Below are 19,166 nucleotides of genomic sequence, written 5' to 3' on the forward strand. Positions count from 1 at the left end.
TTCAGGAAGCCGGCGTGGGCAAATAGAATTCTGATTCGGCCAACCTGTTACCCCGGTGATCCGTCACCACCACTTTCCAGTTGCCTCGCATCCTGGCACTGATGTTTTTGCTGGCATGGCTGCGCCAGCGGTCACTGCCCACCGGAATTCTGACTTTGGCCACCCGTTTGTCATTGCGGTACCAACTGTAGGTGAGGGTGTCCCCCGCGCGGCCCTGTAAATCGGTATAAAAGTACAGTTTGATAAAACCTTCGCCCAGCTCGTCGGTGTGACTCAGTTGCCTCTTTGGCGCCAGGCCATCCATGGCGTCGGTCAGAATTGCAGCGCTCAGGTCGTCGCTTAAGATGGTGATGTGCACTTCATGACCGGCAGGGGTGGCGGTACCATTATCCGCTTGTGTGGTTTGAGTTTGCGATTGAGTTTGAGCCGGTGCTGGCTCTGTCGCCAATATTGCCTGGGTCTGAGTCTGGATCTCGTCAACCGGCTGATCCTCAACCGGCTGTGCATGCCCCCGTTCACTGCTCAGCAACGGCGCATTAGCCTGTGCCTCTTTCGTCACTGGCTTTGTCACAGGCGCGGCCTGGGGTGATGCAGCAGTGCTGCTGTCTTCGGCAGCCGGGATGGCGCCGCTCGCTGCCAGTGTCTCCACATTGAATGTGGGTTCCGGATTGCCGCTGCTGAATAAACTGTACGCCCCTAAGCCCAGCAGGGCGATGATCAATACAATCCCCCCGATCACACCATAGACACGATGCCAGAGAATGTCTTCTGTGTATTCCGGTGCGTTGTGTTGGTAATGATTGAACTCAGTGCGCTCAGTTTTACTCATGCCGGTGGCTGCCCGTGGCCTTGATTTAAAGGCCACGAGCATAGCCAGTTTGCAGCGGGATCACAATGATTCCAGTGGTGATTTCGGAGTGGAATGAGGCTGCTGGGGATTGTCGTCGGTGCCCGGTATCGATTGTGACGACGGTTTACGGGCAAGGAACATCAGCAGGGGTGGCAGAAAGAAAAAGTCCACCAGCAAAGCAACGATAATGGTGCCGGCGGTGAGTATCCCCATGTCCGAGCTGAGTCGAAAATCGGACAGCGCCAGTACACCAAAGTTGGCGGTCAGAATCAACGTGGTGACGAACAGGGCGGTGCCCACTGTGCGAAAGGCGTAACGGATGGCATCCGGTTCGTTCAGGTTCTGCTCCCGCTTGGCGCGCAGGTACTTGCTGAGGAAGTGCACCGTATAGTCCACCACAATGCCCAGTGTCATGCCGGCCACGGCAGACAGCCCCAGACCAATCTGTCCCACCAGCATACCCCAGGCACCAAAGCCAACCGCCGCTGGAATCAGATTGGGTATCAGGCTGATCAGACCGAATTTCACCGAGCGCAGGGCAAAGCCCAGAATAAGGGAAATGATCAGCAATGCCAGGGCAGAGCCTTCCAGCATGCTGCGAATGTTACTGTAGCCCATGTGCGCAAACATGATGTCGGAACTGGTGCCCGGGTGGTACATGGCGCTGGGTGCATTGTCCCGCAGCCATTGTTGCGAACGTTGCTGCAGGCCGAGAATGTTATCGGTGGAGGAGTCCGCCACCGTGGCGGTGATGCGGGTCGACGCTTTGCCGGCATCCAGCAGATTGTTGGTGTCGAGTCCGAACGGCAGGCTGAACTCGTACAGCAACAGGTATTGCGCAGCCAGTTCCCGCTCTTCGGGTAATCGGTACCAGGCGGGATCATCGCCATGCATGGTCTTGTTGAGGCGTTTCATTATGTCCGTATAGGTTGCCACATGAATCACCTCCGGCTGCGCCTGCAACCAGCGGGCAAATTGTTCACTGGTTTGCAGAAACGCCGGATCGCTGATGCCGCCTTCCTCGCCGGAATCCAGCGAAAAGGAGATGGTATTGTTGGTGGTCAGGTTGTTGCGGACAAAATCAGAATGCATGCGCACCTCTGTGCGCTCATCGAAGTACTCCGCCCAAACATCATTGAGGCGGTTGTCCAGCAGGAAGGAAGTGCTGATGACAATCAGGACACTGGCGGCAATGAAAATTGGTACGCGGCGCCGAATGACGAAATTGGCCAATGCATCGTTGCTTGCCCCTTGTTGCAATTTATGTTGCTTGATGTTGAACGGCAGCAACACCACCAGTGCGGGCAGCAGACCAATGGAAAAGATCCAGGCGGCAAACACACCAATGGCCACCACGTTACCCAGATCACGGAACGGTGGTGAGGCGCTGAAATTCAATGATAGAAAACCGATCACCGTGGTGAGGCTGGTGAGCATCACCGGCTGATAGTTCAGGTTGAGGCTGCTTTCCATCGCTGCGCGTTTGTTCATGCCCTGCTGCATATTTTGAAAGTAGGTGGCCAGAATATGCATGCTGTCGGCAATGGCCAGGGTCAGAATCATGGTGGGAGCATTGGCCACCGGGGGGGAGATATGAATACCCAGCCATGACATGGCACCCATGGCCGCCACCACGGAGGTGACGATCACGGTCAAGGTGGCCAGGGTGCCCATGATGCTGGTCAGTACGCTGCCGCTGGCATAAAACATAAACGCGGCAACGCAGGCCAGGGCGAACAAAAAGGCGATGGGCACCAGGGTTTTCATGTCGTACAGGGTGGCTTCCTTGAACGCGTTGTTGTTCATCACTTTACCCACCAGATAAAAATCCGCCTGTGGGTATTTGGCCTCGAACTGTTGCCGAAAGGCGCGGGCGGCCTGCACCACTTCAGGTATGGCCGTGCTTTTGTCGGCGGCATTGTGAAAATTAACGATGACGTTGATCCCGGCCACCCGGGCAGCGGGGTCCACCAGGCGGTTGACCAGTTGTGGTTCCGCCAGGGCCACTGCTTTGGCTGTTGTCAGTTGTTCCCGGCTGGCCTGGCGGGGGTTCACAACCAGATCTTCCACCAGCAGGTCATCTTCTTCGGCAACGGTATGCTGGAAATTGGTGAGGGAATCCACCCGTTGGGAATAGGGCAGCTGCCAAGCCTGTTCGGTCATGTGGGCGATGATGCCCAGCGTATCCTGATCGAACACCACCCCGCTTTTGGGAGCGATGGCAAAGTAGACGTTGTCCACGTTGGTATAGGTGGTTTGCAGATGGTGGTAAGCCACCAGGTTTTCGTCTTCGTCGGGGAAGAATTCTTCAAAATCAGTGGTGATTTGTGGCGGCAGGCCGGCCCCAAGGGCAACGACCAGCACCAGGCTGAAGGCAATGATGAGCAGCGGATGGTTAACCAGATAGTGATTCAGGCGGTCCTGCAGCATAACGGATGAACGCTCTTGTCGGGTTAAGATTCAATGTAAGGTCACAAGTGGATATTTGAGGCTAGTGGGTATGTGGATTAGCGACAAACGAAACCTTTTGCGCCTCGAATGAATAAAATTCATCTGAACTGTTCTGCAGGGTGGCAAAGAGCCCAATCAGCCAGCGTTTGAATGTCTGCACTTCCGGCCGCTGCGCGTCCTGCGGTCGGTACACCACCCAGTATGACTCATCTATGCTGAAGTGCACGTCGAAGGGGGCGATCAAGCGGTTCTTTTGCAGCATGGGGAAGGCCATGGGCAGCAACCCCAGGGCAAGTCCCAGGTTCTGTTCCGCGGCGGTGAGATTGCTGAGGTAATTGTCCAGGGTGATTTCCTGGTGCGGGGGCAGGGGGGCAATGCCGGATTCCTCTGCCAGGCGTTGCCACGGATTGGGTTCCATGGGCAGATTGATCAGGGTCTTGCCGCGAATATCCGCCAGGGTTTTCATTTTGTGCTGGCGTTGGAATTCAGGCGAGCACACCGGTGTTACGCGCAGGCTCATGAGTTTTTCCGCCATCAGTCCGGGCCAGCTGCCGGTGCCGAAGCGCACGCCCAGATCGCAGTCGGATAGGGTGAACTGGTCACTGGAGGAGTAACTGGTTTCGATGCGCAGTTCCAGGCCGGGATTGTCCTGCTGGAACTCGTAGAGCCTGGGAATTACGATTTCGGTGGCCATGAACGGCAGAATATGGGCCCGGATGGCGGGGGCGCCGTGGCGGCGGCTGACCTGCCCCACCGCCCTCTGCAGCTGCGACAGATGCAGATCCACGGCCTGCAGCAACTCCTCCCCCGCCGGGGTCAGGCCCAGAGCCCGGTTCAGGCGTCGAAACAGGCTGAACTGCAGCTGTTGCTCCAACCCTTTGATCTGGTGGCTGACGGCGGATGGGGTCACATTGAGTTCAGCCGCCGCGCGCTTGAAACTGAGTTCTCTGGCGGCGACCTGAAAAACACGTAACGTCTGTAGGGAAGGGCCTTTATATGCCATTTCGCACTGGTTCTCGGATGAATTTGAATCATCTGATTATAGCAGGTGCCGGTACTATTGCGGCTTTTCGGTTTGCTCCACTGTGCAGATCAGAGCCCCCTGGTGTAACTGGGTCCGGATCGTGTCGCCGCGCTGGACCTGATCACTGCTGCGCAGAATGGTGTTTTCCCGGGTTTTGGTGATGGAATAGCCCCGCGACAGGGTTGCCAGCGGACTCACCGTGTTGAGCCGTTGCGCCAGGTGCTGGAGCTGCGTGGAACGATTTCCGGCGTGTTGGCTGAAGCCGCGTTTGAGCCGGGCCTCCAGTTGTGCAATGTCCTTGGCCAGTGTGTTGATCTGCATGCCGGGACTTTGGTTGTGCAGGCGAATCCGGGCACTGTGCAGTTGATTCTGCTGCAGTTGCAAAGTGCGTTGTATGGATTGCCGCAGACGCCATTCCAGCTCTTCCAGGCGCCGGCTGTGTTCCTGCAGGCGTTTGCCGGGATGCTTGAGCTGGCGGCTCAGCCAGTCCAGTGTTTGCTGCTGCTCCATCAAGCGCCGCCGCAGGTGTTCTGTAAGCCAGGTCTGAAAGCCCGACAGCTTGTCCAGCAGTTCCCGCCCATCGGCACTCAGCAATTCTGCTGCCGCCGATGGCGTCGGTGCCCGGACGTCGGCCACGAAATCCGCTATGGTGAAATCCGTTTCGTGCCCCACCGCGCTGACCACGGGCAACTTGCTGGCGGTAATGGCGCGGGCTACCTGCTCGTCGTTAAAACACCAGAGGTCTTCCAATGAGCCGCCACCGCGGCCCACAATCAATACATCACATTCGTTGCGGCGGTTGGCGGCAGCGATGGCCTGGCAAAGGGCATTTACGGCTTCCCTGCCCTGCACCAGGGAGGGGTACAGCACCACTTCAGTCAGCGGAAAGCGGCGTTTCAGTACTGACAGAATATCGTGTATGGCCGCACCGGTGGCAGAGGTTACCACGCCGATGCGCCGCGGACGGGTGGGAACCGGTTGCTTTCGATCTGCTTCAAACAGCCCTTCTGCCCCCAGTTTTGCCTTCAGCTGCTCGAAGGCCCGTTGCAGGGCCCCCAATCCGGCTTCTTCCATATGATCGATAATCAACTGATAGTCACCGCGGGGGGCAAACAGGCTCAAGCGCCCCCGTACCAGCACCTGCATGCCATCCTTGGGTTGAAATGGCAGGCGGATATTGTTGCCGCGAAACATGGCGGATCGCAGTTGGGACTGATCGTCTTTCAGCGTCAGATACAGGTGGCCGGAACGGGGCTGAACCAGATTCGATATTTCCGCTTCAAGCCAGATGGCCGGAAACTGGTGTTCCAGCAAACGTTTGACACTGTTATTGAGTTCTGACACCGAGAAAACGTGTCGTTGTGGTAGGGCGGGTATGTCTTCGTTCATGGCCGCATCATACTCAATTCCTGATAACGGCGCTACATCACTTGACTTAATAGGGCTTTCAAGAAAAACGTTACAGAACCGAAACTTAGGTATCCGCTACGATTACATAAAGTTACGCCTATTTGGGTAAATATCGGCTGGAAATGGTCACAGCCTGTAGTAACTGTCCCACTGATACAAATTTCCGGGACTGATCTTTGTTAGGATGATTTGGTGGTTTACACAATCCAGGAAAGCTCGTGAAGAGCTGGATAATAAAAACTGCACGATAAAAAAAATGAGACAACAGAGTTTAGGGTAGGGTAATTTATGAAATTGATAAAACCATTAGGCAGCGCGCTGTTGATGTGCGTTGCAATCGTATTGACCGGTTGCGGCGGCGGTGGCGTGGAAGGCCTCTACAATACCACCACCGCAGATGGCGTTAAAATTGGGATGAAACGCTATCGTCCATCACCCAGTCACAATTACAGTAACGGTACGCCCATTCTGCTGGCGAACGGGATCACTCTTAACAACCACCAGTGGGATACGTTTACACCACCATACTTGAACAGCTACAAATTTGAATTACCGGATGATGCACCCGCCTGGGCCAAGAACGACCCCATCATCCAGGAAGACAACATGAAATACTTCAGCACCGCGCATTATCTGTATCTGCGCGGTTACGACGTATGGATGATGAACTATCGCGGTGTGGGTCGTGATGACTATGCCAGTGAAGAGGGCAACGGCAACACGGATCTGGATGTCTGGTGTGCTCTGGATTTCCCGGCGGCAGTGGATAAGGTGCGTGCGGTAACCGGTAAGAAACCTGTTATTGGCGGGCATTCCACCGGTGGCCTGTGTGCTTATCTGTACCTGCAGGGCGTCACCATGGACGCGGCCACTGTGGCGGCCGGTGAGTACCTGCCCCATGTGACCTCCAGTGCAGCCCTGGCGGCTGAGCGCAACGCCAATACCCTGGCATTTGTTGGTATTGATCCTGCTGGCTCGCCCATTCTGGCCTATGAATGGCTGATCGACAACGCATTGATTTTCGACCTTCTGGCATTGGAAGTTCTGATTGACCTGGATGCGGTGATGCCATGGGTCATGTCCCTGTTTCCACCGGTGATCACCAGTGGCGCAATTGACCTGGTGTTTATTACCATTGGTAATCTGGCGGATGCGTTCCCCAACTATCTGCCTGCTTGGGCGGACCTGTTCGGCGCACTGGATTTCTGGAGTGTGGTGAACATGGATCCCTATGTAGAAGACTTCACTGGCCGTATCGCGTTCTCCTCTTTCTATCTGGGCGGCATCGCACAGTATGCGGATTGGGGTATCAACGGTGAGTTCCGCGAGCATTGGCAGAATGGTCAGGAGAACGCCAACCTGGTAGTGCCACCTAACCGTGCACCGGGCGATGGTTACTACTACTTCAATGACTATATGTCCCGTATGACTGTACCGGCGTTCTCTGTGTTCTCGGCCAGCTCGGGTCTGGTGGATACTGCCACTATGGTGGATACCATCTACAATGGTAAAACCTACAACAGCAAAGATGCCTGGATCGAAGTGCCCAACTCCGGCCACATCGATGTGGTAAACGGAAACCAGGCGCCGACGGTTTCATTCCCGGCCATCGCTGACTGGTTGGATAGCCTGTAAAAAGGCCAGGCCTGCACCAGCAGGCTTGTAGTAAAGCAATTTGAAATGGCCTCTCTGCGCTGTCAGAGAGGCCATTTTTTTGTGCTCGGCTTCCTGCTACCCATGACACCCAAATACAGTGGTCAACCGTAGATGACCTAACAAAAACAAGGCTGGAATCCGTCATGCTGGATTTAAGGATAGCGCCCCTCTCAATCCTGTTGCTGTTCACTCTGTTATTAACCGCATGTGGTGGTAGCGGCGTTGAAGGCTTATATGTGGCCAACACTGCAGACGGCATCAATATTAAAATGCGTCGTTACCGGCCCGACCCGGGTGCAGCCTATAGCAATGGCACTCCCGTGGTGTTGTTCCCTGGTATAACCCTGAATAATCATCAGTTCGATGTGCATTCGCCGGCGTGGCTCAACAGCTATAACTATCGCTTGCCCGATGACGCCCCGGAATGGGCATGGTCGGATGCTGCAATCGAGAAAGACAATCTCAAATATTTCAGCCTTGCCCATTACCTGTACCGCCAGGGTTACGATGTGTGGATGCCCAATTACCGGGGGGTGGGTCGCGGTGGCTATGACAGTGAGCACGGGCATCCCAACGCCAATCTGGATGTCTGGTGTGCGTTGGATGTGCCGGCGGCCATTGAAAAAGTGATCGCAGTCACCAACAAACGGCCGGTCATCGGCGGCCACTCCACCGGGGGGCTGTGCGCCTATCTTTACTTGCAGGGCATTACCATGGATGCGGCTGTGGTTGCCGCCGGGAATTATTTGCCACACGTAACGTCCAGTGCTGAGCTGGCGCAGATACGTAATCAACAAGTGCTGGGATTTCTCGGCTTGGACCCGGCCGGGATTCCCTTCTACCCCTATACCTGGCTGTTGGATAATCCTTCGATGTTCGCCGGCTTGGCGCAGGGCGGGCTAGTGGATCTGGATGCCGTGTTGCCCTGGGTTATGTCTTTGCTGCCACCGGTTATTGTTTCCGGCGCCCTGGATCTGACCTTTAAGACGATTACGGCTTTTGCCAACGCGTTTCCAAGCGGTTTGCCGCAGTGGGCTAATATTTTCGGTGCGTTGGATTTCTGGCGCACGGCAAATATGAACGGTTATGTAGAGGATTTTCACGCGCGGCTGGTGATTTCCAGTTTTTATATGGGGGTGACGGCCCAGTATTCCGATTGGGCGATCAATGGTGTGTTTCGGGAGCACTGGCAGAATGGATATGAAAACCGTGATGTGGTGATGCCGCCGGATCGTACTGTTGGTGATGGTTATTATTACTATGGGGATAACATGTCCAGAATGACGGTGCCGGCATTTGCGGTATTTTCTGAGTCGTCGGCGCTGGTGGATACGGAAACCATGGTGGGTATTCTGTTTGATGGTAAAACCAAAGATCCCCGTGACAGCTGGATCGAGGTGCCCGGTAGTGGCCACATTGATGTGGTTAATGGTAATCAGGCGCCGCTGGTGTCCTTTCCAGCAATGGCCGCCTGGTTGAACGCGTTGTAATTGATGCGCACAAAGTCGGTATCAAGAAAAAGGCTCCCATGCGGGAGCCCTTTTTAAATTCAGTCATCTTCAATTGGCAAAATACATATAATCCAAATATTCATGTAGCCTGTTCAACATCTGTTCTTCTTCTTTGCTGGTTAGGCTGAACAGCACGTCTTTATCAAACGCAATTTTCATGAGTCAGTCTCCTGTGTCTTGTCGTGATCAATATCAGTGTGATATCAATTTCGACACGCGCGACATTGCGCGTTGACGAACCCATGGTGCGCCCATGGCAGGCAATCGTCAACGTGGCGGTTTGTAACAGGATCTTACCTATAACCAGGGTGCATTAGCAGGGGTTGCATACAAGCAAAAGGAATAAAAACAGGATGAAAAGCATGCGTTAGAACATCCCGTTGTAAGGCGGGATGCTCTGATCATGAATCGATTTAGCCGATCAGGTAACCGCCGTCCACTGCCAGGCTGGTGCCGGTTGTGTAGCTGGAGGCATCGGATGCCAGATACAAAACGGCGCCGGCCATTTCGTCCGGCTGAGCAACCCGGTTGAGGGGAACATGGGGTAACAATTGATTCAAAATGGCGTCATTCTTCACCAGTGCCGAGGCAAATTTGGTATCGGTTGCACCGGGCAGTAATGCGTTAACGCGAATGCCGGCACCGGCACACTCCTTGGCAAAGGTCTTGGTCATGGAGATCACCGCCGCTTTGGTGATGGAGTAGATGCCCTGCATGGCCCCGGGGATGATGCCGTTGACCGAGGCAACGTTGATAATGGAGCCGCCGCCGCCCTCACGCATCAGTTTGCCGCCTTCCACCGACATAAAAAAATAGCCCCGAATATTCACATCGACAGTTTTCTGATAGGCACCCAGATCAGTATCCAGCACGTGGCCGAAATAGGGGTTGGCCGCAGCGTTGTTGACCAGTATGTTGAGTTTGCCGTGGGTATTTTTGATGTGGGCAAAGATACTGCTGATTTGCTCCATATCCCCGATGTGGCAGGCGCAGGCTTCGGCGCTGCCGCCATCGTTTTTAATGTCGTCCGCTACCCGTTGGCAGTCATCGATTTTGCGGCTGGATATGATTACGTGGGCACCCTGGCTTGCCAGCAATTTTGCGATGCTTTCGCCGATGCCGCGGGACGCGCCGGTCACCAGGGCAATGCGACCACTGAGGTCAAAAGGGTTTTTCATGTCCATGGGTTGGGCCTCTTCTCAATAGTGGGTGAGCTTGGTGCCATTATTATGATCTGCTGATAGTGAACCATTCGTCTCAGCGGATTTTCTCATGGCGTAATAATTTAGCGATGGGTGAGCAGTGATTTGTCCTCACCATAATCAAAATGGGAAAAGTCATTGAAGTAACGCAGCGTGATTTTATCCCGGTTGAACAGCAGGCAGGTCACCGATGCGTTCATGATTGACCAGCTCAGTTCGGCAACGTGCTCGTCGTTCAGATCCAGACAGTGTCCGGTGGCGATGGCGATGGGGCCGCCGGAGGAAAACACGGCAATGGATTTTGCATCGCCGCTGTGATCGCGTACGTGATTCAGGGCAGCGCTGCAACGCTGGTTGAAGTGCTCCCAGGTTTCATTGTATTCATGATCGTAATCCCCCGCCCGCCAGCGATGCAGCGCCAGTTCAAACTCGGTCTGAAAGGCTTTCCGCGGATTGGGGTGCTGCGACAGGTATTGCGCCAGTTGCAGTTTGTTGCCGAACTCGGGCCGGTGCCGCTGCAGAACCTCTTCGTGATCGTATTCGTTGAAGCCTGCAAGGACAGTGGGGGTGATAGTGCAGCCCATGGCCTTGAGACAGCCTGAGGCGGTCTGCGCATGGCGTTTCATGGAGCCGGCATAGACGGCATCAAAGCGGATGCCGCGTTGCTGTAACGCGGCACCCAAAGCTTCAGATTGCTGTTTGCCAACGGGGCTCAGTTGATCGTAGTCATCGCTGTTAAACGAAGCCTGCCCGTGGCGAATCAAATAGATGGCAGCCATCAATCATCACCCATCACAGTTGGCCGGCGTCCTGCAGCAGTTTGGCTGCCTGTCGTTCCAGCACAGCCACACCGGGGCCAAAGGCAGCGAAGCGCTTGTCTGTGGTTTGGCCATGATAATAGCGGTAGTAGATCTGCTGGAGAATGACCGCCAGACGAAACACCCCGTAGACTTTGTAGAACAGGAAATCGTCGCATTGCAGGCCGGTTTTATCCAGATAACGGGCCACCACTTCATCCCGCGTCAGCATGCCGGGCAGGTGGGTGGGTTGGCGGCGCATCATCAGTTGCTCGGCGGGATCATCCGCCTGGATCCAGTAGGCCAGTGAGTTACCCAGGTCCATCAGGGGATCACCCAGGGTGGCCATTTCCCAGTCCAGTACACCGATGACTTCCGTTGGGTCCTGCGGGCTCAGTACCACGTTATCCATGCGGTAATCGTTGTGTATGAGGGTGACTTTTGCCTGGGGCTTGATGTTGTCGTTCAGCCAGCCCATGATTTTTTCGAAATCAGGAACGTCGTCGGTCTTGGCTGCGGCAAAGCGTTTACACCAGCCACCGATCTGGCGCTCCACGTAACCCATGCCTTTGCCCAGATCCTGCAGGCCGGCGGCTTCATAATCCACGTTGTGCAACTCGGCGAAGCGATCCACCACGTTCTCACTGAGCCTGCGCACCTGGTCGGTGGTCAGGTTCAGGCCGGCGGGCAATTCGTTGCGGGGAATGATCCCCACCAGGCGTTCCATGATGTAGAACTCACAACCCAACGGACTGCCTTCTTCGGCGCAGAAAGAAATCATTTCCGGCACGTAGGGATAGACCGGCTTGAGCTTGCTCATGACCTTGTATTCGCGCCCCATATCATGGGCAGACTTGGCCTTGGTGCCAAAGGGCGGACGCCGCAGGATGTAATCCCGGTTGGCGAACTTCACGGAATAAGTAAGGTTGGAGGCGCCACCGGGGAACTGGGTAATCACCGCTTCCCCTTTAACATCCGGTACCACGGATTTGATGTAATCGGTGATGATTTTGGGATCCAGCTCTTCGCCTTCCCGAACCTGCCCAGCCTGGTCTAACACTTCACTCATGTAGTCACTCCATCAGAATCTTTAAGTTTGTCGGCGCATGGCTGCCAGCTTGGCGCCGTATTGTCCCATTTTGTTGTTATACAGTGACGGCATAAACCGTTTCCAATACCAGGTGTTGCGGTAGGTTTTGTGGGGCAGCAACATAAACTGATTGCCGGCCACCGCCGTGAACACTTGGTCTGCTATATCATCCGCTGTTATGTCGGATGTGGCCAACATTTTACTCACGTGTGCCTGGGCGTGGGAGTCCGGTGAGCGGGTGGATTCCGCCAGATTGGTCTGGAAGAAGCCGGGGCACACCACGGTGATGCCAATGCCAAACGGCGCCAGCTCAAACAGCATGGTTTCCGACAGGGCGACCACGGCGGCTTTGGTGGCGTTGTAACTGTTCATCTCCGGCGAATGAATCAAGCCGGCCATGGAGGCAATATTGACGATATGCCCGTGGCCCTGTTGTTTCATCACCTGGCTGAACAACTTGCAGCCGCGCACCACACCCATCAGATTGATGTCGATGGTGAACTCCCAGTCTTCCAGTGAGCTTTCCGCGATGCCGCCATGGGAGGCAATGCCCGCATTGTTGATCACCACATCGATGTGGCCCCAGCGTTCCAGAATGGTGTCGCGCCAGGCCTCAACCGCGCTGGCATCCCGCACATCCACCTGTTGGTAGCAGGCGTCGCCACACAGGTCTTTCAGTTCCTGCAGTGTGGCTGCGCCGCGTTCCTCATGAATGTCAGCAATGGCGACACCCCAACCGGCCCTGGCATAACGCAGCGCCATGGCTTTACCTAGTCCGCTGGCGCCACCGGTGATGGCGACTGTTTTTACCTGATTTGTCATATCGTGCCTACTGATACCTTGTGTATTACTTGTATTTATTTAACTCGATACGGGCAATCAGGCCGCGGTGCACCTCGTCCGGGCCATCGGCCAAACGCAGTACCCGGGCGTAGCCATAGAGCAGTGCCAATGGGAAGTCATTAGATACACCACCTCCCCCATGGATTTGAATGGCCGCATCGATCACTTTTGTTGCAACATTTGGTGCTACCACCTTGATGGCGGAGATTTCGGTCATGGCGCCGAACACGCCAACGGTGTCCATCAGGTAGGCGGCTTTGAGAGTTAACAGGCGCGCCATGTCAATTTCCACCCGGGAATTGGCAATGATGTCACCGTTCCCACCTAATTTGGCCAGAGGCTTGTGGAAGGCGGTGCGTTGCAGGGAGCGCTCGATCAAATGCTTGAGGCCCCGCTCCGCCGCCCCGATAAGGCGCATGCAGTGATGAATGCGGCCCGGGCCAAGCCGCCCCTGGGCGATTTCGAAGCCCCGGCCCGGGCCGGCAATGATGTTTTCCTTGGGCACCCGCACATTGGTGAAGGACACTTCCCCGTGACCCTCCGGTGCGTCAAAGCGGTTGAATACCGGCAACATGCGCTCGATCTTGACGCCGGGGGTGTCCAAGGGTACCAACACCATGGAATGCTGGCTGTGGCGGGGGGCCTGCGGATCCGTGACGCCCATAAAGATTCCGATTTTGCAGTGGGGGTGGCCCACACCGGAACTCCACCATTTACGGCCGTTGAGCACCACGTCATCACCGTCCACCACACAGGTGGCTTCCATATTGGTGGCATCGGAGGAGGCCACGCCAGGCTCGGTCATAAAGAAAACAGAGCGGATGTCGCCCGCCAGTAGCGGTTCAAGCCATTGTTTTTTCTGTTGTTCAGAGCCGTACTTCACCAGCACTTCCATATTGCCGGTGTCCGGCGCGCTGCAGTTGAAGGCTTCCGAGGCAAACGGGCAATAACCCATGATTTCCGCCAGGGGGGCGTATTCGCTGTTACTGAGGCCGGCGCCGTATTCCTCATCCGGCAGAAACAGGTTCCACAGGCCTTCCTCTTTGGCCCGTTCTTTCCATTCTTCCATCAGCGGTGGCACCTGCCATTGGGTCCAGTCACCGTTGTGTTCATCCACCTGCTCCATGTATTTCAGCTCGTTGGCGATGATGTGCTTATCCATAAAGCCTTGTACACGGGCAATCATTTCCTGTGCTTTGGGGGAGTGAGAGAAATCCATGGCGGGGCTCCTTTTTATGATTTGCGCCTAGATTAGAAGACTTGTCATAATTAAACCAATGAATAGTCCTTATCAAAGGTTATAAATTGTATGCATATTGGTCGAGTCGATCTGAACCTGTTTGTGGTACTGGATGCCATTTATCGTGAGGGCTCCATCACCCGGGCGGCGGCCCGCTTGAACCTGACCCAGCCTGCCGTCAGTCATGCGCTGGCCCGGTTGCGGGAGACCTACGGGGATCAGTTGTTTGTGCGCTCCGGCAATCGTATGGTGCCCACCACGGTGACCCGCTCCATCATTCAGCCGGTGCGTGAAGCCCTGCAGCAATTGCAGACCACCTTCGCCGCGCCCCAGGTGTTCGACCCCGCCACCAACAGCAAGCAGGTGGTGCTGGCCATGCGCGGGGTGGTGGAATCAGTGTTGCTGCCGGAGCTGGTGGCCGAGCTGGAAGATCAGGCTCCTCTGATGCAGTTTAGCAGTGTGCGCATTCCCCGCCGTGACATGGAAACGGAGCTGGCCGCCGGGCGCCTGGATCTGGCCTTTGATGTGCTGTTGCCCATCGGTGCCAATATTCGGCACAAGGTGTTGCTTGAAGATGAGTTTGTGGTGGTGTCCCGCAAGCGTCATTCGGCATTGAAAGGGGGCTTGGATCTGGAGCAGTACCTGCACTCCCGCCATGTGGTGGTGTCATCGCGACGCAGTGGCCCCGTGGTGGAGGACTTCGAGCTGGGGCGGATGGGTTATCATCGCAACATTGGCATGCGCTGTCAGAATTACTTTGTGGCCCTGAGTACCGTGGCCCACACCCAGATGTTACTGACTATCCCCAAAAATTATGCACTGCGTAATGAGCACTATCATGATTTGAAAATCTGGCCCATGCCGTTGGAGTTGAAACCGGTATCCAACTATCTGTACTGGCATGAGTCGGTTGATGATGACCCGGCCAATGTCTGGTTGCGGGAGCAGGTTATCCGGCTCCATGAGCGCCAGCTGCGTTAATAAATTTATTAACGTCTCCGTTGGTCTGTAGATACAAAATTACCCATGTAAGATGCCCTCAAGTGTGGCACGATGCGCAGAAAATTATAATCAGAACACGAACAAGGGATGGCTTATGAATTTTGTAAAGTCTTTGCTTTTGCTGGCGGTGATACTGGGGGTGTCAGCCTGCAGCGGTGGGGGTACCAATTCATCATCGGTAGAACGCAACACCAGCACTTCATCTGAAAATGATGACGGTAATACGGACAATGTACCGGAGCCTGAGCCCCCTTTTTCCGCTCTTCTGGATGGCAACATTTATTTTCCGGTGTCCGATCAGGTAACCTGGTATTACAGCGATGGTGACGAAGTGACGTTGCAGACAGAGGTGATGGTCCGCGACAATTCGATGGTGTCCATGCAGCACACATCCGCGGCCATGCCGCGCCAGGAATATTTTCTCTCCGATGGCAATGTGATCCAGTATGGTGGCCTGTTTGCATCGCTGTCGGGCCTGCCCGGTCTTGAAGGTGTGGCGCTGGAAGGCAGTGTCGAATTTCATAATCTGCGGCGTGTTTATGATCCACTGAACGACCGCGGTCAGGGCTTTACATTTTCAGCGTTGGATGCGGATCTGGTGGCGCCGGATGGGGAAGTGTTGCTGGTGGGTGATTATTACTGGAGATCGGTCGTGGGCGAGAAATCCCTGATCAGCACCGGTCAAATGGGCTCAGTGCCGGCGGTTGAACTGCAGATCAATATTGATGTGGCCATCACCTATATGGGCATCACGTTGCAGCGTTATCCCCTGGTGGTGACCTCCATGTGGTTGTCTCCGGGGCTGGGGATTGTTGCCCGCAGCATGGGTGAAACCATGGTGACCCTGGATCGGGCTGAAGGCATACAGGCCCCTGTAGTATTCGTCTTTGATCAAGGTGATGGCCTGGTGCAGTCGCCGCAGCAGCTGTTGATTGACGGCAACCCGGTGACGGACATGGAGCCACAAGTGGCAGTGGCCTATGGTACCCGCGAAACCGATTGGCTCAGTGTGGAGTTTGATGCTACCGGCAGTTGGCGTGCCAGTATCATTGGCGCCGAATTGCCCCGCGGCATTCACGGTGCGGTGGTGCAAGTTAGCAGAGGTGAATCGCGGGTGGATGTACCGGTTTCCGTTCTGGTTAACTAGCGCGGACGGGCTCTGGCCGCGGCTAACGTCAGTTCCAGTTCAATGGGGTAATGATCTGAATAGCGGCGCGTTTCGGGTGTTTTCACGACGCGCGCTGCCTGCACAATGTCCGCCGGGGAAGACCAGGCCCGATCCAGTCTGAATACGGGGCAGCGGGTCGGGAAGGTTTTACCGGTGGCATGGGGCGTCAGCAATTGATTCAGTGTGCTGAACGCCCGCGAGAACAACTGCCATTCGTTGAAATCACCGGCAACCACCAGGGGTAAACCCATGTGGATGTCCAACCCCGCGATATGATCGCTCAGTAAGCCGATCTGCACTTTACGCTCAATGCGCTGCAAACCATTGTGGGTGTTGATAACCTGCAATGTGCCGGACGGTGTTTGCAGTGTCGCCTGCTGAATGTTGCGCGGCTCCAGGCCGCGCTGGCTGGTGTCGATGGTATGCACCTCCTGCACCGGGTAACGGGTGAGGATGGCATTGCCGTACCAGCCATGGGCGGTTGTCACTGTAGGGGAGGGCAGCAACTGCTGGAAGTGATCCCTGCACAAGGCCTGGATGTCGGCAACCGTATCCCGCTGTTGGCTGCGGGTATCAAATTCCTGCAGCAGCGCGATGTCGGCCCCGCGCTCTGCCAACCAACGTCCGATTCGTTCGTAAGAGTGTATGCCGTCGGTACCAAGCCCTCCATGGATGTTGTAGCTGATGACCCGTAGCCGCGTGTCCGTTTGATTCATGCTTTTACATCGCGGGATTGCAGTTTGCGGGCGAAATGCCGCGACAGCACGATAACACCCACCCAGATCAGTATGCCGATGGCCAGGTAGGTGATGGACCGGGTGGAAGGGTTGGTGGCCAGGTCCGATAAAGAATCCCCCACCAGCCCTTTTGCAATCATCGGTGGTAACATCCCCAGGAAAGTACCCAGGAGAAACGGCAGTAATTTGATGGATGAGATGCCGGCCACCAAGTTCACCAGGCTATAGGGTGCAATGGGCAGCAGGCGAATGGTGGCGACACCGATCACACCACTTTTGCTGAAAGCCTCATCCACTTTCTGAACCTTATGGCCCCCCAGTTTGCGCAGGCCACGGTCTCCCAGTTTTTCGCCACCCCAAAACATTACCGCGGCACTGGTGAGGGCGCCGGACATCCCGTAGATCGGCCCCCAGATCGGCCCGAATACCGCTGCCACCGCCAGTGACATGACGGTGACCGGAAAGAAAAACAGACCCCCGACGACGTACAGGATCAGCACAGTGGGCAGCGCCATACTGGTGCCCCGGGCCTGCTCCAGAAAAGCGCTCAGATTTTCACTGTTGAACCAGCTGATGTAGTGGTTTGCGGCCAGTACCACACCCGCCAGTAATACGAACAGCATCAGTACGCTGCCGATCACCAAGGTTTTTTTACGCGGATTGGGCAGATTCAAGTGGCTGCCATCGGGCAGGGGCAGGGGTGGTACCAACGGCTCCTCCGGATCGGATATCGGCGCCAGTACATCCTGCCAGGTCTGATCGGTAAACTTGTGATCATTGACCTCGGATAAGTGGTATTGATTGTTTGATTTGGCCTGCAGCAAACCATCAATGCATTGAGCCTGTTGCAGGATACGCTCTACCTGCGCAATGGAAAGGCTGGTGTGTTCTGCCAGTAGATCATTGCGCAGGTGAGCAATGGCAGCCCGCTGTGGTTCGCTGTCGGCGGCAAATATCAAATCGCATTCGGTGTCCAGCGTCATGGATCGATTACTGAAGTTGGACGAGCCGATCACCAGATAGCGGTCGTCGATGGTCATCAACTTGGAATGAATGCGTTTCAGCGCGGCATCACCGGAGCCCGGCTGGGCGGAGGAGTGGGTAATCCGGATTCGATCCGGGCGCACACCGTTTTCCACAATGTTCTTAAAGTCAATGCGTCCGGCCCAGTAGGCTTCACATTCCATGGTGCCCTTGGGTTCGTAGGAGCTGACCACCAGCACTTTCAATTGTGGTTTTCGTTTTAATTGCTGGTTTAATGCCTCGGCAATTTCCTCGCGACTGGCAAACTGGTTTTCGATGTAAATAAACTCTTCTGCGGCATGAATCAGGTCCAGCAGCATGTGCCGTACTTCCTGGGCGGGTTCTACCGCATCCATAAAGGGAATGGTACGTGCGATTGCGCAGGGAATGTTACGGGCGAGTGGTTTACAGAAGTGGGGCCAGCTTGCGGGAAGCTCCCGGGATGTCTGCGGTGCCGAGATCGCCTTATCGCAGGCGTTGGCAGCCAGCTTCCAGCGCCAACGCAACAGCTTGGCGAACTCCAGCACCACCGGGCCCGCTACCATGACCTGTACATCATGAATGGGGCCGTAAGGCCCTTCTGTATCGTTGCGGCGGGGGTCGTTGAATTCGTGTTTGCGCGTATCCCAGCGGCACCAGGCGATATCCATGCCGCCGTTGAATGCCAGCTCGTCGTCAATTACGACGATTTTCTGATGCTGGCTGCCGCCCATGGGAATGGTATCGTCCAGGCAAACCTGAACGTTGTCGGGGCACTGTTCTTCCCACACTTCCTTGGCCCAGATTTCCCGGTTGCTGAAGAACGCCAGGGACGAATCCCAGCGCAACAGATAAATCCGCAGGTCCGGATTCTGGCGGGCTTTCCAGGCCAGCAGTTCGCAGATATTAACTGGCGCTTCCACTGCATTGGCCTCGTCGCCCCGCAACAGATCAATGCGACTATCGATATCCCAACCGGCGATGAAAATACTCTTGCGGGCGGCAACAATGGCGTGATAGAGCGTCCGGTAGTAATTGGCGCAATCGATGAGGGGGCACATATAGGTGGCCAGACTATGGCGCCAGCAATTGGAATCTTCTGAAAACAGGTCGCTGGGTTTCATGCGGAACCTCGTATCGTCCTAATGTATCTCAGAAAGCTGCAGATAGTATGCCATGGCCG

15 protein-coding genes are annotated in these 19,166 nt (G+C 55.5%); 4 read left to right on the plus strand and 11 right to left on the minus strand.

Annotated features, from left to right (window positions below; all coding sequences use genetic code 11):
• Position 1 precedes the first annotated feature (1 nt).
• From D9N13_RS14320 to xseA, 4 genes are all read right to left on the minus strand, one after another.
• Complete coding sequence (locus tag D9N13_RS14320; protein ID WP_290591515.1) at positions 2-829, minus strand: DUF2914 domain-containing protein; 828 nt, start codon at positions 827-829, stop codon at positions 2-4.
• A 60-nt stretch (positions 830-889) separates the two neighbouring features.
• Positions 890-3,280: an efflux RND transporter permease subunit gene (locus D9N13_RS14325; protein ID WP_290591517.1), complete on the minus strand. Its 2,391-nt coding sequence runs from the start codon at positions 3,278-3,280 to the stop codon at positions 890-892.
• A gap of 61 nt (positions 3,281-3,341) precedes the next feature.
• On the minus strand, positions 3,342-4,304 hold the full coding sequence (locus tag D9N13_RS14330; RefSeq protein ID WP_290591519.1) for a LysR substrate-binding domain-containing protein: 963 nt from the start codon (positions 4,302-4,304) through the stop codon (positions 3,342-3,344).
• Positions 4,305-4,358: 54 nt separating this feature from the next.
• Positions 4,359-5,714, minus strand: a complete 1,356-nt coding sequence (xseA, locus tag D9N13_RS14335; protein WP_290591521.1) for an exodeoxyribonuclease VII large subunit — start codon at positions 5,712-5,714, stop codon at positions 4,359-4,361.
• Between the two features lie 309 nt (positions 5,715-6,023).
• Here xseA and D9N13_RS14340 point away from each other — a divergent pair, with 309 nt between their 5' ends.
• Positions 6,024-7,370 (plus strand): alpha/beta hydrolase, encoded by a 1,347-nt coding sequence (locus D9N13_RS14340; RefSeq protein ID WP_290591523.1) that lies wholly within the window; start codon positions 6,024-6,026, stop codon positions 7,368-7,370.
• Between the two features lie 164 nt (positions 7,371-7,534).
• Complete coding sequence (locus D9N13_RS14345) at positions 7,535-8,881, plus strand: alpha/beta hydrolase (protein WP_290591525.1); 1,347 nt, start codon at positions 7,535-7,537, stop codon at positions 8,879-8,881.
• A 434-nt stretch (positions 8,882-9,315) separates the two neighbouring features.
• On the opposite strand, the gene D9N13_RS14350 is transcribed toward D9N13_RS14345, so the two are convergent.
• The 5 genes from D9N13_RS14350 to D9N13_RS14370 all read right to left on the minus strand — a co-directional run bounded on the left by D9N13_RS14350 (position 9,316) and on the right by D9N13_RS14370 (position 14,053).
• Positions 9,316-10,086: an SDR family oxidoreductase gene (locus D9N13_RS14350; RefSeq protein ID WP_290591527.1), complete on the minus strand. Its 771-nt coding sequence runs from the start codon at positions 10,084-10,086 to the stop codon at positions 9,316-9,318.
• A gap of 101 nt (positions 10,087-10,187) precedes the next feature.
• On the minus strand, positions 10,188-10,883 hold the full coding sequence (locus D9N13_RS14355) for a histidine phosphatase family protein (protein ID WP_290591529.1): 696 nt from the start codon (positions 10,881-10,883) through the stop codon (positions 10,188-10,190).
• A 13-nt stretch (positions 10,884-10,896) separates the two neighbouring features.
• Positions 10,897-11,970 carry a phosphotransferase family protein gene (locus D9N13_RS14360; protein ID WP_290591531.1) on the minus strand — a complete coding sequence of 358 codons (1,074 nt, stop codon included), beginning with the start codon at positions 11,968-11,970 and terminating at the stop codon, positions 10,897-10,899.
• A gap of 21 nt (positions 11,971-11,991) precedes the next feature.
• Complete coding sequence (locus tag D9N13_RS14365; protein WP_290591533.1) at positions 11,992-12,813, minus strand: SDR family oxidoreductase; 822 nt, start codon at positions 12,811-12,813, stop codon at positions 11,992-11,994.
• Between the two features lie 25 nt (positions 12,814-12,838).
• Positions 12,839-14,053, minus strand: a complete 1,215-nt coding sequence (locus D9N13_RS14370) for an acyl-CoA dehydrogenase family protein (protein WP_290591535.1) — start codon at positions 14,051-14,053, stop codon at positions 12,839-12,841.
• Positions 14,054-14,143: 90 nt separating this feature from the next.
• On the opposite strand from D9N13_RS14370, the gene D9N13_RS14375 reads away from it, so the two are divergent.
• Positions 14,144-15,055, plus strand: coding sequence for a LysR family transcriptional regulator (locus D9N13_RS14375; RefSeq protein WP_290591537.1), 912 nt, complete (start codon positions 14,144-14,146; stop codon positions 15,053-15,055).
• A 115-nt stretch (positions 15,056-15,170) separates the two neighbouring features.
• Positions 15,171-16,223, plus strand: coding sequence for a hypothetical protein (locus tag D9N13_RS14380; RefSeq protein WP_290591539.1), 1,053 nt, complete (start codon positions 15,171-15,173; stop codon positions 16,221-16,223).
• On the opposite strand, the gene D9N13_RS14385 is transcribed toward D9N13_RS14380, so the two are convergent.
• Both D9N13_RS14385 and D9N13_RS14390 read right to left on the minus strand, forming a co-directional pair.
• Complete coding sequence (locus D9N13_RS14385; protein WP_290591541.1) at positions 16,220-16,960, minus strand: endonuclease/exonuclease/phosphatase family protein; 741 nt, start codon at positions 16,958-16,960, stop codon at positions 16,220-16,222. The genes D9N13_RS14380 and D9N13_RS14385 overlap by 4 nt on opposite strands.
• Entirely contained in the window at positions 16,957-19,107 is a 2,151-nt protein-coding gene (locus D9N13_RS14390; RefSeq protein ID WP_290591543.1) for a VTT domain-containing protein, read from the minus strand. Before D9N13_RS14390 ends, D9N13_RS14385 begins: the two co-directional genes overlap by 4 nt.
• Positions 19,108-19,166: the final 59 nt, after the last annotated feature.

This window comes from Ketobacter sp. GenoA1, from assembly GCF_003671475.1.
Taxonomy (GTDB): domain Bacteria; phylum Pseudomonadota; class Gammaproteobacteria; order Pseudomonadales; family Ketobacteraceae; genus Ketobacter.

Coding starts and splice junctions, on each gene's coding strand:
- D9N13_RS14340 (WP_290591523.1), top strand. CDS start 6,024: ATGAAATTGATAAAACCATTAGGCAGCGCGCTGTTGATGTGCGTTGCA.
- D9N13_RS14390 (WP_290591543.1), bottom strand. CDS start 19,107: ATGAAACCCAGCGACCTGTTTTCAGAAGATTCCAATTGCTGGCGCCAT.
- D9N13_RS14345 (WP_290591525.1), top strand. CDS start 7,535: ATGCTGGATTTAAGGATAGCGCCCCTCTCAATCCTGTTGCTGTTCACT.
- D9N13_RS14380 (WP_290591539.1), top strand. CDS start 15,171: ATGAATTTTGTAAAGTCTTTGCTTTTGCTGGCGGTGATACTGGGGGTG.
- D9N13_RS14350 (WP_290591527.1), bottom strand. CDS start 10,086: ATGGACATGAAAAACCCTTTTGACCTCAGTGGTCGCATTGCCCTGGTG.
- D9N13_RS14360 (WP_290591531.1), bottom strand. CDS start 11,970: ATGAGTGAAGTGTTAGACCAGGCTGGGCAGGTTCGGGAAGGCGAAGAG.
- D9N13_RS14370 (WP_290591535.1), bottom strand. CDS start 14,053: ATGGATTTCTCTCACTCCCCCAAAGCACAGGAAATGATTGCCCGTGTA.
- D9N13_RS14375 (WP_290591537.1), top strand. CDS start 14,144: ATGCATATTGGTCGAGTCGATCTGAACCTGTTTGTGGTACTGGATGCC.
- D9N13_RS14330 (WP_290591519.1), bottom strand. CDS start 4,304: ATGGCATATAAAGGCCCTTCCCTACAGACGTTACGTGTTTTTCAGGTC.
- D9N13_RS14325 (WP_290591517.1), bottom strand. CDS start 3,280: ATGCTGCAGGACCGCCTGAATCACTATCTGGTTAACCATCCGCTGCTC.
- D9N13_RS14320 (WP_290591515.1), bottom strand. CDS start 829: ATGAGTAAAACTGAGCGCACTGAGTTCAATCATTACCAACACAACGCA.
- xseA (WP_290591521.1), bottom strand. CDS start 5,714: ATGAACGAAGACATACCCGCCCTACCACAACGACACGTTTTCTCGGTG.
- D9N13_RS14365 (WP_290591533.1), bottom strand. CDS start 12,813: ATGACAAATCAGGTAAAAACAGTCGCCATCACCGGTGGCGCCAGCGGA.
- D9N13_RS14355 (WP_290591529.1), bottom strand. CDS start 10,883: ATGGCTGCCATCTATTTGATTCGCCACGGGCAGGCTTCGTTTAACAGC.
- D9N13_RS14385 (WP_290591541.1), bottom strand. CDS start 16,960: ATGAATCAAACGGACACGCGGCTACGGGTCATCAGCTACAACATCCAT.